16 protein-coding genes are annotated in these 15,920 nt (G+C 36.8%); 5 read left to right on the top strand and 11 right to left on the bottom strand.

Features of this window, described 5'->3' with window-relative positions; genetic code table 11:
• Positions 1-68: 68 nt before the first annotated feature.
• The 3 genes from LC814_RS08340 to LC814_RS08330 all read right to left on the bottom strand — a co-directional run bounded on the left by LC814_RS08340 (position 69) and on the right by LC814_RS08330 (position 3,358).
• Positions 69-350 carry a hypothetical protein gene (locus LC814_RS08340; protein ID WP_226065790.1) on the bottom strand — a complete coding sequence of 94 codons (282 nt, stop codon included), beginning with the start codon at positions 348-350 and terminating at the stop codon, positions 69-71.
• A gap of 95 nt (positions 351-445) precedes the next feature.
• A complete protein-coding gene (locus LC814_RS08335; RefSeq protein ID WP_226063482.1) occupies positions 446-2,053 on the bottom strand; it encodes a fumarate hydratase in 1,608 nt (535 codons plus the stop codon).
• A gap of 210 nt (positions 2,054-2,263) precedes the next feature.
• On the bottom strand, positions 2,264-3,358 hold the full coding sequence (locus LC814_RS08330) for a helix-turn-helix transcriptional regulator (RefSeq protein ID WP_226063481.1): 1,095 nt from the start codon (positions 3,356-3,358) through the stop codon (positions 2,264-2,266).
• Positions 3,359-3,499: 141 nt separating this feature from the next.
• On the opposite strand from LC814_RS08330, the gene fumC reads away from it, so the two are divergent.
• Positions 3,500-4,882, top strand: a complete 1,383-nt coding sequence (gene fumC, locus LC814_RS08325) for a class II fumarate hydratase (protein ID WP_226063480.1) — start codon at positions 3,500-3,502, stop codon at positions 4,880-4,882.
• A 73-nt stretch (positions 4,883-4,955) separates the two neighbouring features.
• Here fumC and LC814_RS08320 read toward each other — a convergent pair whose 3' ends face one another.
• The 8 genes from LC814_RS08320 to LC814_RS08285 all read right to left on the bottom strand — a co-directional run bounded on the left by LC814_RS08320 (position 4,956) and on the right by LC814_RS08285 (position 13,377).
• Entirely contained in the window at positions 4,956-5,669 is a 714-nt protein-coding gene (locus LC814_RS08320) for an ABC transporter ATP-binding protein (RefSeq protein WP_226063479.1), read from the bottom strand.
• A 23-nt stretch (positions 5,670-5,692) separates the two neighbouring features.
• Entirely contained in the window at positions 5,693-7,162 is a 1,470-nt protein-coding gene (locus tag LC814_RS08315; RefSeq protein ID WP_226063478.1) for a DUF5687 family protein, read from the bottom strand.
• Positions 7,163-7,209: 47 nt separating this feature from the next.
• The gene (locus LC814_RS08310; protein ID WP_226063477.1) at positions 7,210-8,859 is read right to left on the bottom strand and encodes a DNA repair protein RecN; all 1,650 of its coding nucleotides are present in this window, start codon (positions 8,857-8,859) and stop codon (positions 7,210-7,212) included.
• 168 nt (positions 8,860-9,027) lie between these two features.
• Positions 9,028-9,933 (bottom strand): type IX secretion system protein PorD, encoded by a 906-nt coding sequence (gene porD / locus LC814_RS08305; RefSeq protein WP_226063476.1) that lies wholly within the window; start codon positions 9,931-9,933, stop codon positions 9,028-9,030.
• 37 nt (positions 9,934-9,970) lie between these two features.
• On the bottom strand, positions 9,971-11,167 hold the full coding sequence (gene coaBC / locus LC814_RS08300; RefSeq protein ID WP_226063475.1) for a bifunctional phosphopantothenoylcysteine decarboxylase/phosphopantothenate--cysteine ligase CoaBC: 1,197 nt from the start codon (positions 11,165-11,167) through the stop codon (positions 9,971-9,973).
• 137 nt (positions 11,168-11,304) lie between these two features.
• The gene (locus tag LC814_RS08295) at positions 11,305-11,628 is read right to left on the bottom strand and encodes a DNA-directed RNA polymerase subunit omega (protein WP_226063474.1); all 324 of its coding nucleotides are present in this window, start codon (positions 11,626-11,628) and stop codon (positions 11,305-11,307) included.
• 41 nt (positions 11,629-11,669) lie between these two features.
• Complete coding sequence (locus tag LC814_RS08290; RefSeq protein ID WP_226063473.1) at positions 11,670-12,644, bottom strand: outer membrane protein assembly factor BamD; 975 nt, start codon at positions 12,642-12,644, stop codon at positions 11,670-11,672.
• Between the two features lie 106 nt (positions 12,645-12,750).
• Complete coding sequence (locus LC814_RS08285; RefSeq protein ID WP_226063472.1) at positions 12,751-13,377, bottom strand: TetR/AcrR family transcriptional regulator; 627 nt, start codon at positions 13,375-13,377, stop codon at positions 12,751-12,753.
• 82 nt (positions 13,378-13,459) lie between these two features.
• Between LC814_RS08285 and LC814_RS08280 the strand changes: the two genes are divergently transcribed.
• The 4 genes from LC814_RS08280 to LC814_RS08265 are packed head-to-tail and all read left to right on the top strand — an operon-like array spanning position 13,460 to position 15,901.
• Entirely contained in the window at positions 13,460-14,095 is a 636-nt protein-coding gene (locus LC814_RS08280; RefSeq protein ID WP_226063471.1) for a TatD family hydrolase, read from the top strand.
• On the top strand, positions 14,092-14,820 hold the full coding sequence (locus tag LC814_RS08275) for a tRNA threonylcarbamoyladenosine dehydratase (RefSeq protein WP_226063470.1): 729 nt from the start codon (positions 14,092-14,094) through the stop codon (positions 14,818-14,820). The genes LC814_RS08280 and LC814_RS08275 overlap by 4 nt, the downstream gene beginning before the upstream one ends.
• The gene (rnpA, locus tag LC814_RS08270) at positions 14,813-15,193 is read left to right on the top strand and encodes a ribonuclease P protein component (protein ID WP_226063469.1); all 381 of its coding nucleotides are present in this window, start codon (positions 14,813-14,815) and stop codon (positions 15,191-15,193) included. The genes LC814_RS08275 and rnpA overlap by 8 nt, the downstream gene beginning before the upstream one ends.
• A 60-nt stretch (positions 15,194-15,253) precedes the next feature.
• Positions 15,254-15,901 carry a DUF4126 domain-containing protein gene (locus LC814_RS08265; RefSeq protein ID WP_226063468.1) on the top strand — a complete coding sequence of 216 codons (648 nt, stop codon included), beginning with the start codon at positions 15,254-15,256 and terminating at the stop codon, positions 15,899-15,901.
• The last annotated feature ends 19 nt before the right edge of the window (positions 15,902-15,920 follow it).

Raw genomic sequence — 15,920 nt, 5'->3', positions numbered from 1 at the left:
GATTCAATATATAGTTTTGCTTTGCGATTGCTTTTCCCGAAATTAAGGTGGGAAAGCAATGACATCAACTAGTGATGACCGTGACTGTCGCCCGTATGAAGAAATGGACCGCGCCCTTTTGGATTACTGAAAATTACTTCAGCTCCTTGCTCGGGTAACGTTTTTCTTCTGATCTCTTCTGGATCGAAGGCTTTTGTTTTCCCAAAATATTCCGCTAAACCGGCGGTAAGCCAGATTGGGATCACATATCCGAAAAACATGAAAATACACCAAAATCCGATAAGGAACATGGTTACGAAATAAACCGTCCAGAGGAATTGGTAGAAAGGGAAAAATGCTGATAACATCATCATTGCAATAGATTTTAGGCAAAAATAGGATAAATTTCTTGGTGTACAAAAGATTTACCTTTGATTTTCGCTATTTAAATTGATTTTAAATTTAGTTAGTGTGCGATTGATTCGAAAAAATCATTTCCTTTATCATCTGATATAATGAATGCAGGAAAATTTTTGATTTCTATTTTGCGTACGGCTTCCATGCCAAGTTCTTCAAAGTCAACTACTTCCACCGCAGTAATATTTTCTTTTGCCAAAATTGCAGCTGGCCCTCCAATTGAACCTAGATAAAAACCACCGTATTTATGACACGCGTTGGTAACCTCTTTACTCCGGTTTCCTTTTGCAAGCATAATCATACTTCCGCCATTTGACTGGAATTCATCTACATAAACATCCATTCTTCCGGCGGTTGTGGGACCAAAACTTCCTGAGGCCATTCCCTGTGGAGTTTTTGCGGGACCGGCGTAATAAATGGGGTGATTTTTAAAATATTCAGGCATTGGCTGACCGCTGTCTAATAATTCCTTAATTTTTGCGTGTGCGATATCGCGAGCGACAATTAAAGTTCCGTTCAGGCTAAGTCTTGTTTTAATGGGATATTTTGATAATTCCGCTAAAATATCGGCCATTGGTTGATTTAAATCAATGGAAACCGCTTCTTCTAAATGCGGCGGAGTTAAGGGTAAAAACTGTTTTGGATTGGTTTCTAGTTGTTCTAAAAATATTCCGTCTTTGGTGATTTTTCCTTTAATATTTCGGTCTGCTGAACAGGAAACTCCCATTCCAACAGGACATGAAGCAGCATGTCGCGGTAAACGAATTACCCGAACATCGTGTGTTAAGTATTTCCCGCCAAACTGTGCTCCGATGGAACTTTCTTGGCAAATTTTCTGAACTCTTTTCTCCCATTCCAGATCACGGAACGCCTGACCACCCATATTTCCTTCAGTTGGAAGGTGATCATAATATCCAGCGCTTGCTTTTTTCACCGCCGCTAAATTCGCTTCTGCGGAAGTACCACCAATAACCAGCGCCAAATGGTATGGCGGGCAAGCCGCAGTTCCTAAATCCATAATTCTCTCGCGTACGAATGCTTCCAAAGAACTGTCGTTAAGTAGGGATTTTGTTTTTTGATATAAAAATGTTTTGTTCGCCGAGCCACCACCTTTTGCTAAAAACAGGAATTTGTATTCGTTTCCTCGTTCCGCATAAATATCAATTTGAGCAGGAAGGTTAGAAGCTGAATTTTTCTCTTCGAACATGGTTAATGGAACGACTTGGGAATATCGTAAATTTCTCTTTTGGTACGTGTTGTAAATTCCCTTTGAAATCCACTCTGCATCATCTACGCCAGTGTAAATGTTTTCTCCTTTTTTGGCAGAACAGATCGCGGTTCCCGTATCCTGACAAGAAGGTAAGGCGCCTTCAATAGCCACCGCCGCATTTTGTAGAAGATTATACGCTACGAAACGGTCGTTATCTGTTGCTTCCGGATCATCGATTATTTTCCGAAGTTTTGCCAAATGTGAAGATCGCAGCATAAAAGAAACATCAGCCAATGCGTTTTCTGCCAGCAATTCTAATGCTTTGGGATCGACATTCAAAATCTGGCGATCACCAACTTTTTCTACGGTTACATAGTCCGAAGTAAGTTTTTTGTACTGCGTGTCGTCCGCAAGAATTGGGTACGGTTCCTGATAGTGAAATTCCATAATATGATTACTTATTTTAAAGCCGCAAAATTACAGAAAAATTAAGAGTTAATGGGAAATGCCGAGTGTTATAAAATAAAAAAAGTGAAGAATGATTTCTTCACTTTTTGAGATGCTTTAAAGATAATTATTACAGTTTGCATCTTTTTCAATTTTTTGCGTAGAAAAAGATGCGTAAATATTTCTTCCGTCATTTGTGTTTGTGCAAATTTAGGTGCTTTGGTTGTCAACTTCTGTCAAACACTCGCTCGACTGAAAAGAATTATTGGAAACTACGAAAGCGTCATCATTATACATTTGCAGAATGTCTTTATATTTATCAATAATCATGTCTCCTAAAATCTTGGGTTTTATTACTTTAACATTGCTCATCCATTGAAATATCCAGCCCGCCAGTTCTCTGTTCAGACCACATTTCATCGACATCAAATAATTACCGTTTTCTAGTTGCTCAAAAACTTGGGACTGATGCCAAAATTGGTTTTTAACAAAAGTTCCCGTAAACTCACTGAATTCCAGTTCGATATCATAGATTTCTTCGGTCATGTTTTCTGTGATTCCAAATCTTTTTTCCAATTCAGCTTCCGATTTAGTAAGTAAATGCATTGCTTCAAAAAGTTCGTTGGTCAGTTTATAACTTTTGATTTGTTCTAATCCGATGACCAAAAGTTTCTTTTGATTTTTCAGATATCCCGAAAGATGGACGACACCACGATGATACAATAGCTGAAGCGGTAAAAAAGACTGCGGAAAAACAAGATTGTTTCCCATAGATGTATAATCGAAATTTACAGAGTCCAAATAAATTTCTCTTTTGTTTTGAATGCTCCAAATGCAATCGTCCAGAATTTTGCTGTAGGTTTTAAAGTAAATTCCTTCAAAGAAATAGGTGGACCTGATTTGAGTTTCGGCAATTGTTGAAAAATTTTCGAAATGACTCTTGCTGAAATTTTTATAAAAAATATTTCGAATTTTATACAGTGATTCAGTTCTAGAGGAGACGACAGGCAAGGGAAGGAAGTTTTTGAATAAGATGTAAGAATTTAAGTCGAATTCGTTTAAAGGTGGTTCGCTATTTACATATTCGATTTTCCAGGTTTTCCGGTTTTTTTCCCCCACCGAAACCACTACTTTTTCTTCGGGTAATATTAAAGATGTTTCTAATTCTTGCAAATCTCGATACAAAGTTCTCGGTGAAACTTTAAGATCCTGCTTAGTAGCCCATTCGAGCAACATTTCAATCGTCACCGGACTGCTTTTCAACCGGCCATAAATTAGAAGTAAACGCGTAGACCGGTCTGACATTTCATTTTTATTTGATGATTAAATGTAAGGATTTCCCCAGACATTCAATTTCATGATGTTTTGTTTTATAGTTTTTTTTAAAACTTCAAGTTTTGTGGAGATTTTAAATTTGAGTAACTTTAAATCTATAAAATTTAACATATGAATTACAGAATAGAAAAAGACACCATGGGCGATGTTCAGGTTCCCGCAGATAAATTTTGGGGTGCACAAACCGAACGATCCAGAAATAATTTTAAAATTGGACCAGAAGCCTCCATGCCGCATGAAATCATCGAAGCGTTTGCTTATCTGAAAAAAGCAGCAGCGTTTACCAATGCTGAATTGGGCGTTCTTTCCAATGAAAAAAGAGACATGATTGCAAAAGTGTGTGATGAAATTTTAGAAGGAAATTTGAATGATCAGTTTCCCCTCGTCATTTGGCAGACAGGTTCCGGCACGCAATCAAATATGAATGTAAATGAAGTTATTTCTAATAAAGCACACGTAAACAATGGTGGGGTTTTAGGGGAAAAATCTGAAATTCATCCAAATGATGATGTCAATAAATCCCAAAGTTCAAATGATACTTATCCTACCGCAATGCATATTGCAGCCTATAAAAAAGTGGTAGAACATACCTTACCCGCGGTAGAAAAATTAAGGGATACTTTGCACGAAAAAGCAGAAAGTTTTAAATCAATAGTAAAAATTGGACGAACGCATTTAATGGATGCCACGCCTTTAACTTTGGGTCAGGAATTTTCAGGATATGTCGCACAGTTGGATTATGCGATGAAAGCAATCACGAATACTTTCGAACATTTACAGGAAGTGGCTCTCGGCGGGACTGCGGTTGGAACAGGTTTAAATACGCCAAAAGGCTACGATGTTTTGGTGGCGAATTATATTTCGGAATTTACAGGACTTCCGTTTGAAACAGCACCAAATAAATTTGAAGCGCTTGCTGCGCACGATGCGATTGTCGAAACTCACGGCGCATTGAAACAATTGGCGGTTGCATTATATAAAATCGCGCAGGATATTCGTTTCCTGGCTTCAGGACCGAGAAGTGGAATTGGCGAAATTCATATTCCGGAAAACGAGCCAGGTTCTTCGATTATGCCGGGCAAAGTAAATCCAACCCAGAATGAAGCAATGACAATGGTATGTGCACAGGTTTTAGGAAATGATACCACGATTTCTTTTGCGGGAACACAGGGTAATTTTGAACTCAATGTTTTCAAACCTGTGATGGCGTACAACTTCCTACAATCTGCGCAATTATTAGGTGACGCCTGTATTTCTTTCAATGATCATTGTGCGGTTGGAATTGAACCGAATGAACCAAGAATTAAAGAGTTGGTAGAAAAATCATTAATGTTGGTTACTGCTTTGAATACACATATCGGTTATGAAAATGCCGCAAAAATTGCAAAAACTGCCCACAAAAACGGAACAACTTTAAAAGAAGAAGCTGTGAATCTTGGACTTCTTACTGCCGATCAGTTTGATGAATGGGTAAAACCGGAAGATATGGTTTAAGGAGACGAATAGATAATAATATTGAAATGAAAAAACTCTGGAGAATTTTCCGGAGTTTTTTAGTTTTTAATTTTTAGGAAGGCAGAAGAACTTCTTCTTCAAAATAAAGTTCCAGCTCCCGCAAAGTTTCCGGTGTGGTAATGATATCCTTTGCGACTTCACCTTTGTTGAGGAGTACAATTCTGTTGCTCACTTCCGTCGTGTGTGCGAGATCGTGACTGGAAATTAAAAAGGTAACTTTTTCATTCTGCGACCAGCTTTTAATAAGTTTTTTCAGTTTGATCTGCGATGACGGATCCAGATTTGCAAAAGGTTCATCAAGCACAATAATTTCTGGTGTGCCAATTAATGCGCCTACAATACCTACTTTTTTCTGATTTCCTTTTGAAAGATCTCGAATATATTTCCCCGCATTTAAAATTTCACCATTAAAAAAATCGGTAAACTCATTGAGAAATTCCATTACAGCGACTTTGTTTTGACCACGTAATTCACCAAGATAATTAAAATATTCCTCCGGAGTTAGATAACCAATCAAAAAAGATTCATCTATAAAGGCGGAAACTTGCTTTTTCCAGAGTTCATTTTCGTTAACTTTATTTCCATCAATTTCTATAAATCCGCTGCTAGATTCTATTAAATCTAAAAGGAGACTGAAAAGAGTGGTTTTTCCGGCGCCGTTATTTCCTACAAGGCCGAAACTCTGACCTTTTGGAATCTCGAGTTGGTCAATGTGTAAAACTTTTTTGTCGCCGTACACTTTAGAAATATTGTTAATTGTAATCATAATTTGAATTTTATTAAAGTTTATTAAACTTTTTTAAAGGCATTAAGCGTTGAGTATTTTTGAGTTTTATAGGTTTTTACGATCTGATCAAAAATTTTGTCCCGCAAGAGAAATCCCGCCAATCCTAGAATTCCTAAGCTCGCTACCGCCATCTCTAATCCGAAGAAATATTTTACCACCGCAAAAACTGCCATTGGAACGCCCATTTGGGGAATAAGGATCAACAAAACTTTCATATTCATATTATTCGTGCCCCCACCAAAAGATTTTGCACGCGCGTTAAGATCAATCGGTGTTTTGTTGAAAGCGCCCGCCAATAAGGTGAGATAGGAGTTTACGCCAAGATTATACAAGCCCGCCGCAAAAATGGTCAGATAAAATTCCCAACTGATAAACACATAACCGATGGCTAAAACCATTGACACTGCGGTGACCAAAACCACGAGACTCCATTTTGCTTTTAGAAATTCTTTATACGGCACATTTTGGGTCATCATGAGTTGATAATAAGAACTGTCCCAGGCGGGAACTCTTTGACCAAACATAAACAGAAATCCTCCCGTAACAAATAGTCCGAGGAAAATTTGCATAAAATCGCTGCTGTAGGTTTTGCCAGTGAGATACAGTAAGCCATAAAATAGGAACATTACACCGGCAAAGAGCGCCGATTTCGCAGCTTTACTTCTTTTTAAAAGACGAATATCATTGTTGATGAATGTTCCCGTCGTACCAAAACGGTTTAAAAACTCTATATTTTCTGTCTTTCCCACTTCCTTTTCCATTTCAAGGCCGCGATCCAGATAGAAATTCTTCAATATATTCTGATACGCTAAGTAGGCGGTAATTGCAGTAAGCAATACAGGAACTAAAAAAGTTCCGGGAATGTGATAAAATGCATAGAAAATTTGTTCTGAATAATTAGAAAGATGAATGTATCCTAAATATTCGGCGATTCCCAGAGCGGCAATACATACTGCAACAGTATATAAAACTGCAGTTTTTTTATTCAGTAAAATATTCAGAAAATTATTGAAGTAAAAAACAAACATAATTCCGACTAAAAACATCAAGACATTTATAACCGGGAAATCACCATCGAAAATGAGCAACCCACAAAAAGGAATCATGAAAAGCAAATAACCCCAATTGAAAAAATGAAAAAATATTTTCAGTATCGTATAGTTAACTAAAGTTTTTTTTGAAATATTTTGGCTTAGAAAAGGTTTGATATTTTGGGTCGGCATCTGTTGCATAAAATACCGAATCACCAAATCGAGAACCGCGTAGTAAAGAAAAAATCTGCTAAAAACCCGAACAGGATCGGTATTCATTTCTTTCTGACTGTAGAAATAAAGGGCAAATGCCATTGCTACCATAGAAAGACTCAACCACATGTACGTAAAACCCATGAGGATTTTCATGGCGAGGTTCGCTCCGAATTGAGGATTTCTTAAAAAATTTTTGAGTTCTAGTCTTAAAAGTTTACCATACATGGCGGTCGTTTACATATAAGTGAGCAAAGACCGTGTTTTGTTACAGTTTACTTCATCAATTCTCGGGCTTGAGAAACAGCAGCATCCGTAATTTGTGCACCAGAAAGGAGTTGCGCGATTTCCTGAAGCTTTTCTTCTTCGGTGAGTCGAACGATCGTTGACTGCGTTTTACCCGAAATTTCCCTTTTGATGACTTTATAATTATTGTTTCCTTTTGCAGCAACTTGTGCAAGATGGGTGATGACGATGAGTTGCATATTTTCAGCCATTTCCTTCATCACATTTCCGATTTCTTCAGCAACTTTTCCGGAAACGCCGGTATCGATTTCATCTAGAATTAAAGTGGGAAGTTCTGCATTTTCTGCCATTAATTTTTTAATAGAAAGCATCACACGAGATCTTTCTCCGCCTGAAATTGCAGTTTGAATGGGTTTCAAAGGGAATCCTGAATTTGCCTGAAATAACAACTGAATGTTCTCTTTTCCGTAATTTGTAAAGTTTTCTAAATCGTTTAGTTGAACTTCTATTTTAGCTTTTTCAAGACCTAACTGATGAAGAAGATTCTCAATTTTTTTAATGAAATTAGGAATTGCCTTTTTTCGGTTCGTCGATAATTCACCTGCTAATTTTTGAAGTTGGATTTCCTTTTTTGTAATTTCATCTTCAAGCTGAGAAATCAAAATTTCTAAATCAGCAAATCCTGTTTGCTCTTCGAAAATCTGGTCGCGAATCGCCACGAGTTCTTCTACAGAGTTTACTTTGTGTTTTAAAAATAAAGAATTGATCTTATTTAACTGCGCACTTAATTCAAAAAGAATTTCGGGATCGGTTTCCATCTTTTCAGCCTCATTCTGAAGATCAAAGAGTAAATCTTTAAACTCTACAAAATTTTCCTCAAACCGCTGATTAAGTTTTGAGTATTCGTGAGACAAAGACGCCACTTTAGCCAATTTCGTTTTAACGTCTAAAAGAGAATCCAGAACGCCGATTTCCTCCTGATCCATTTTAGTGAAAATTAAGGAAAGATTTTCCACAATACTTTCTGCATTTTCTTGCTTACTTAACTGATCTTGAACTTCCTCCAAATCAAATTCATCCAGATTTACTTCGTTAAGTTCAGTCAATAAAAATACTTTATAATCATTTTCTTTATTTCCTTCCGCGAGTTTGAATTTTGCAGTTTCCAGATCTTTTACCAATTTTTTGTAGGAGATAAATTCCTTTTGATAATTGAATAGGAGGACTTTATTTTTCGAAAGTCCATCAATCATGCGAAACTGATATTCTTCTTCAAACAAATTCGATGTTTCAAACTGCGAGTGAATATCGATGAGTTTTTCGGATAGTTTTTTTAGTATTTCTAAAGTTACAGGAACATCATTAACAAAAGCACGCGATTTTCCTGTCGGCAAAATTTCCCGGCGAATGACGGTATTATTTTCAAAATCTAAGTCATTTTCTTCAAAGAAATTTTTTAAACTTTCGTTAACGATAAATTCAGCTTCAGCAATACTTTTTATGTCGGAACTCTGAATAGATTTTGCATCTGCTCTTTCACCCAAAATTAAACGCAATGCACCCAGAATAATAGATTTTCCGGCACCGGTTTCTCCTGTAATTACCTGCAGACCTTTGTCTAAAGTAATTTCAAGGGAATCAATAAGCGCGAAGTTTTGAATGAAAATTCGTGATAGCATATTTTAAAAAAAACAAGGGTGTATTTAAAGTCTGAATTTCAGTCTGCAAATTTACGACTTTAAAAAAACATAATGAAACGAAGAATGAGTTGCGGAAGCTATAATAATGCCATCCCTATGTTGGTTTAACTAAGAAAATAACAGTACAATAATGGATAATAATATTAATTATTTCCACTTATTCCATTTGGAGTCAATATCTTTCGGCGACAAAGTGGTGAGAAGTGCCTTTAAATCGGCCATATTTATACCTGCATTATTTCCACTATCGAAAACATCGAAAATTTCTTGCGTTTTGGTATCGAGGAATATGCTCACCGGATAATTCATCTGAAAGTTATTTTCGTACGCTTTTAACTGAAGTAAAGATTCGGCAATAATTCGTTTTCCGGAAGTCTGATCCTGTTTTCCTAAGTTATCTAAACCGGCGCGGTGATAGGTGTAATATACGTTTCGTAAAGTGTTTTGTTCAGGTTTCAGCATATTGTCAATAAGTGAAGCGCGGGTTCGCGGACCTTCGAGTAAAGACCAACCCGCAAAGTTTTGATTCTGTGAATTATTAGAAATCTTCTGGGCTTTTTCAAACCATTCCTGGCCACCCTGAGCACGAAAACTGTCGCCATCATAACCCAGAACCGTATACACATAAAAGCTGACGACATCAATGAGGTTTTTTCCAGAAAACTGCCTTTCATTAAAAATTAGATTTTCATTTTCAGTATAATCAAAACCAAAGTTGGTGTCATTTAAATTTAAAAGCGGCGTTTCGTAAGTGGTGTTAAAAACTGGACGAACAGCCTGAATAACAATGCTTCCTTTAAAATTACTGCTTCCAGCACGTTCATTGATAATGATCGAAAAATTACATTTTATCTTTTCAAAATTTTGCAGCTTTTTTCCTGTCCAGCTGGTATTGTTGATAAAATCCCGTAGGTTTTTTTCTAGTGTTTTGTAAACCTGAGTATTACTGCCCGCAATTTGCTGCGCATTCACCTGAACGTTGGCAAGAAGTTCCTGTGAAAAACTCAGCTGAAAAATGAGAAAAAGGAGGAATATCGTATAAAATTTCTTCATTGGATGCGTAAAATTTGAAAACGGAAATTTAGGGATATTATTTCAACATCTGTTCTTCCACGAAATTAAGAAGGTCTTTGGCTACTTCTTTTTTTGATTTTAACGAATAGTCGGTTAAAGAATCTCGCGTTAAAATTTTTATCTTATTGGTTGCGCCTTTAAAACCTGCGCCGTCGTCCCGCAAAGAGTTAAGCACAATCATATCCAGGTTTTTTTTCGCCAGTTTGCCTTTTGCGTTTTCCTCTTCATTTTGAGTTTCTAAAGCAAAACCGACAAGAAATTGCTTTTTTTTGCGTTCTCCCATTGTCTTTAAAATGTCCGGATTTTTCACCAGTTCAATCGTTAATGAATCGTCATTCTTCTTTATTTTTTCTTGAGCAATTTCTTTTGGTGCATAATCCGCAACTGCAGCGCTTGCAATCGCGATATCAACACTGTCATAATAATCAAAAACTTTGGTAAACATTTCTTTTGCCGAAGTTACCCGATGAATTTCTATATTTTGATGCTTCGCTATTTCTGCACTTGGCCCTGAAATCAAGATTACTTTTGCGCCGCGATTTGCGGCTTCTTCTGCGATTGCAAAACCCATTTTTCCGGAGGAATGATTTCCAATAAAGCGCACAGGATCTATCGCTTCGTAGGTTGGACCTGCAGTGATTAAAACTGTTTTTCCTGTTAAGGTTTTATTAGAACTAAAGAATTCTTCTATAATTTTGGAGATGGTTTCAGGTTCCGCCATTCGGCCCTGTCCAGATAAGCCACTTGCCAGTTCTCCAAATTCTGCGGGAATGAGCTGATGACCAAAATCTTCTGCTAATTCTAAATTTTGCGTAGTTGAAGGATGTTGATACATATCCAAATCCATGGCCGGAGAAATGAAAACCGGGCATTTCGCTGACATGTAAGTGGCTAAAACTAAATTGTCACACATTCCATTTACCATTTTTGCCAACGTATTTGCCGTACAAGGTGCCATAAGAATTACATCTGCCCACAGTGCCAGTTCCACATGATTATTCCACGTGCCGTTATCAGAATAAAAATCGCTGTAAACTGGTTTTTTCGAAAGGGTTGAAAGGGTGAGCTTAGATACAAAGTGCTCGGCTGAAGGAGTCATTAATACCTGAACTTCGGCACCTTTTTTAATAAAATCCCGAATGAGATAAGTTATTTTGTAGGCAGCAATACCGCCGGAAATACAAATGAGAATATTTTTGCCCTGAAGTGTCATGACCAGATTTTTTAAGGTGAAACGAATTTACTTAAATTTTGCTAAACTTAATTTAGGGAGAGCAACTTATGAATAATAACAAAAAAGCCACAAAACCGAAATGGTCTGTGACTTTATAATAATTAAGGAATAAATAATTAATTTCTTTCTTCAGTTTTTCTGTAGTAGATTTCGTCATCTAACCATTCTCTAATCGCTATAGATGTTGGTTTTGGTAGTTTTTCATAATGTTTAGATATTTCTATCTGTTCTTTATTCTCGAAAACTTCCTCTAGAGTAGAATTGTGCACTGCAAATTCGTCTAGTTTATTGTGTAATTCAGAGCGAATTTCAGCATTGATCTGCTCAGCTCTTTTACCCATCACTACGATTGCTTCGTAGATAGAACCTACGTTTTCTTCAATTTTATCTCGGTCATAAGTAATTGTACTTAATTCGGCTTTAGAATCTTTTACACTCATTTTCAGTTGATTGTTATATTTAGAGTTTGCAAATATACGGATTACTTTTGGATTTTAAAAGTTGCAGCTGGAGCTGGTGTTGCCAGATTTGCGCTGTCTTTTTTCATCTTATGGGCTTTTTTCTCCGCATCGCGCTGGTCTTTTTCCGCGTTTAATTCCGCTTCAGCTTCTTTTTGTTTTTCAGCCATTTCCTTTTTTCTGGCTTCTACTTTTTTCTCAACCTCTGCAAAGTTTTCTTTTTCTTTCTGAAGTTTGCTTCGCAATTCCACCGCTGTTTTAGAAATTTCGGTATTTGGCATTTCGCGCTCTACCTGCTTTGCGAATGTGGTGGCTTCTTCCAAACGGTCTTTTTTCAAATCGTAAATTGAATTTACAGCAAGTTCATATTTAGATCTTAAGATATAATCATAAATTTTAGTCCGAAGTTTTGTGCTCGGGAAATCTCCTAAAACATTTTCAAATGCCGTACTAGCAGCTTTAAAATCAGCCATTTTATAGTACTGTCTTGCATTTTCATATGCTTTGAACTCTAATTTATACGTGAGCTCATCAATGAGTTCATTAATATTCTTAGATTTTTCTGAATTTGGATAACTGTTCAGGAAATTTTGCATTTCATTAATGGCAAGTTCTGTACTGGTCTGATCCAGATTGTAATCCATACTTCCTTCATAGTAACAAAGTGCCGACATATACGAAGCGTCTTCTGCCCGTTTATCCTGCGGGAATGTTACCGCAAAGTTTTTAAACTGATGACCTGCTAACTTGTAATTTTTGTCGTAGTAATTCGCATATGCAGAATTGTAAACTACATTCGGCGCGTCATCGGTTCCCGCAACAAGGTTTGAAAGTCTTTCGTAGAGCGCAAGTGCATCTGTCCACTTTTTGTTTTCAAAGTTTTCATTAGCAACTTTCAGAATATAATCTTTATCTGCACTTTTTAGGGCCATTTCCTGTTGTTTATTACAGGCTGATAACGCGAAGAAGGCGAGAAATATGATCAAGTATTTTTTCATAAATAAAATATAGCAGAAACTATTTGTTCTAATTTCTGCGGTTCAGTGTGCAAAAATATAACTTTTTTGTCAATAGATTTTTTTTTGTGATATTTTAACTATTTAATTAATCAGTTTGGTAGCCTAAAAGGGAAAAAATAGTAACCAATAGATTCGCCATCACCTTTTTTTCCGCATCTTCCAAGTAATTTTGTTCTTTTCCCGGAACGTAAATCTCGTAGAAATTTTTATTTCTGATGACGAATAAAGAGGAGCCCACAATTAATGTCAAAATATCCTCAGGTTTTGGCGCATTGGTAAAAACACCAGTTGTCACTCCTTTTTTGATTACACTATCAATTTTCGACGTGAATGTATTATAAAATTCCAACAAATCATCTTTCAAGTGCTCGGTATGACGAAGTTCCTGCGTTACAAATCCGTGAAAATAATTGAATTTAAAAAGTTGGTTGGTAACATATTTAATGAGTTCTTTCATCTGCATTTCAGGTTTTCCATCACGAATTATTTCTGCAAATTCTGCAAAACTTTCACGTGTTTTCTGTACCCGATAGCGGTAGAGATAAGACATCATTTTCTCTTTAGACCCGAAATAATAAGAAATCATGGCGACATTGATATTCGCGCCTGTTGAAATATCCCGTACAGAAGTTCCCTCAAACCCTTTTTTTGCAATAAGTTTTTCGGCAACGTTCAGAATATGGATTTGTTTATCAGTAAATTTTTTTTTCATCCGTGTGTAGTTTTGAGTAAAGTTAAGGAATTTTTAAAACAAATGTTTAACGTTATAGCAGTGAATTTAGGTATTTTTGGTCATGGAATTTTTCGATCTTCACCACCATCATTCGCAGAAAATTTGCGGTATTTATAATCTAAATTTTGGGGAACCGCTACCGGATAGTTATTTTTCCGTAGGTATTCATCCTGCTTTAGCTGAAGGTATTTCTGAAGAATATTGGAAATGGGTTGAGGAAATGGCGCAACGTGAAAATTGCCTAGGCATAGGAGAATGTGGTTTAGATGGTTTGGTTAAAGTTCCGGAAATAATTCAGCGAATCGTATTTGAACGCCAAATCCACCTCGCAAATAAACTGCGCAAACCTTTAATTATACATTGTGTTCGAAGGTTTTCACAATTGATAGCAATCAGAAAGAAAATCGAAGTTCCTGTAATTGTACATGGTTTTAACAAAAAGAAAACTGTCGGTATTGAGTTGCTTAAACACGATTTTTATCTAAGTTTTGGCAAATCAGTTTTGCATGATGTAAATTTGCAGCAGTTTGTGAAGGATTTTCCTCTTGAAAAAATGTTTCTGGAAACCGATTCTGCGACTTTTGATATTGAATTGCTTTATTCAAAAATAGCTGAAATTAAAAACATATCCTTAGAGGAATTCAATAATCAGATTCACCAAAATCTTAAAATCTTTAATATTTCTGAAATTTTATGAAAAAAGACTGGCTTGAAAGAACAGAACTCCTCATTAATGAAGTAGGCATAGAAAAGTTGAAGAACGCTAACCTTCTCGTTGTTGGCTTGGGTGGTGTAGGTTCATTTGCCGCGGAATTTTTAGCCAGAGTAGGCGTTGGGAAAATGACTATTGTAGATGGTGATCACGTAGATCTTACGAATATTAACAGGCAGCTTCCAGCGCTGATTTCTACTATTGGAAAGTCTAAAGTTGACGTAGTGGCGGAGCGCCTTTTGGATATAAATCCAGACCTAATTCTCACGAAGCAGAATCAATTTCTCAATCCTGAAGACATGGAAACGATTTTTGATGATCAGCATTTCGATTATGTTTTAGATTGTATTGATAGTGTTTCGCCGAAAGTAACTTTAATAAAAAGTGCACGCAGAAAAAAAGTCAAAATCGTAAGTTGTATGGGCGCGGGTGGAAAATTGGATCCGGCCAAAGTTTTGGTACGGGACATTCACAAGACACAAAATTGCCACTTAGCCAAACAGGTGAGAAAACGCCTGAAAAAAGAAAATATTGATAAAGGAGTACGCTGCGTTTTCTCCTCTGAAATTCAAGATGAAGACAGCTTGAAGTTAACGGACGGGGCAAACTACAAAAGATCTTTTTACGGTACGATTAGTTATATACCAGCTCTTTTCGGACTTTATGCCGCGGCAGAAGTTATTAATTATTTAATCAGAAAAGATGAGTGATTATACCTTTCCTACGGAACAAAAATTAAAGCAGAAAAAAGAAATTGATCTTCTCTTTGCAAAAGGAAAGTGGAAGACTTGTGATAATTTGCGAATTATTACCTTGAATTTAGATCAAAAACCTCAGGAAGGTTTTTTCTACGGTATACAAAAAGTAGGCGTTTCGGTTTCCAAAAGATATTTTAAAAAAGCGGTAGATCGTAATAGGGTGAAGAGATTATTACGGGAAAGCTACCGGTTAAATAAAGACGAATTTGTAGCGAAATTTGGGACCAACTCGTTGTCAATGATTTTCTGGGTTTCTCCTAAAAAACCGTCAGATTTCAAAACGCTGGAAGAAAATTTTTTAAAGCTGTGCGCCACCCAAAAATAATTTGAGCGGCAATCATCCGTTTTTGTAAATTTGATTACCATAATTTAAAAATTTACCGCAATGTTTGATAATATTCCCTACTTACCTTACGTCCTTAGTGCTTTTATGGGCATTGGATTAGCGGCTGCAACAGGTTTCCGTGTTTTTTTACCCATGTTTGCGGTAAGCCTCGCATCTTACATGGGCTGGATTCCCGTGAATGACAGTTTCCAGTGGCTTGCAGGACTTCCTGTTTTAATTACGACCGCGATTGCGACAGTGGTTGAAATTTTGGCTTATTATATTCCTTTCGTCGATCATATTTTAGATACCATGTCGGTTCCTTTGGCAACCATTGCAGGATCTGTCATGTTTGCAAGTCAGTTTGCCGATATGGGAACTTTTCCTCAGTGGGCTTTAGCGCTAATTGCGGGCGGCGGTACAGCGGCGGCCATAAGTTCTGGTTTTGCGGGAACACGTGTCGCTTCTACCGCGACTACAGGAGGTTTGGGAAATTCTGTTGTTGCAACTACTGAAACTGCAGGTGCCGGAGTAATGTCTTTTCTCGCGATGGCAGCGCCTGTAATTGCTTTTATTGCAACCATACTTTTAATCATAGTGGTCATCGTCTTGGGGCGCAAACTCTGGCGAAAAGTGCAAGGATTTAGAGGAAAACAACCTGCTACCACCATTGATGTAGAAGCGGTAAATCGCAAAAATTTGGAGTAAAAAAAACCTGCTGATTTAG

It is taken from the genome of Kaistella polysaccharea (assembly GCF_020410745.1).
Lineage (GTDB): Bacteria > Bacteroidota > Bacteroidia > Flavobacteriales > Weeksellaceae > Kaistella > Kaistella polysaccharea.
This window is presented reverse-complemented; position numbering and strand designations above follow the sequence as displayed.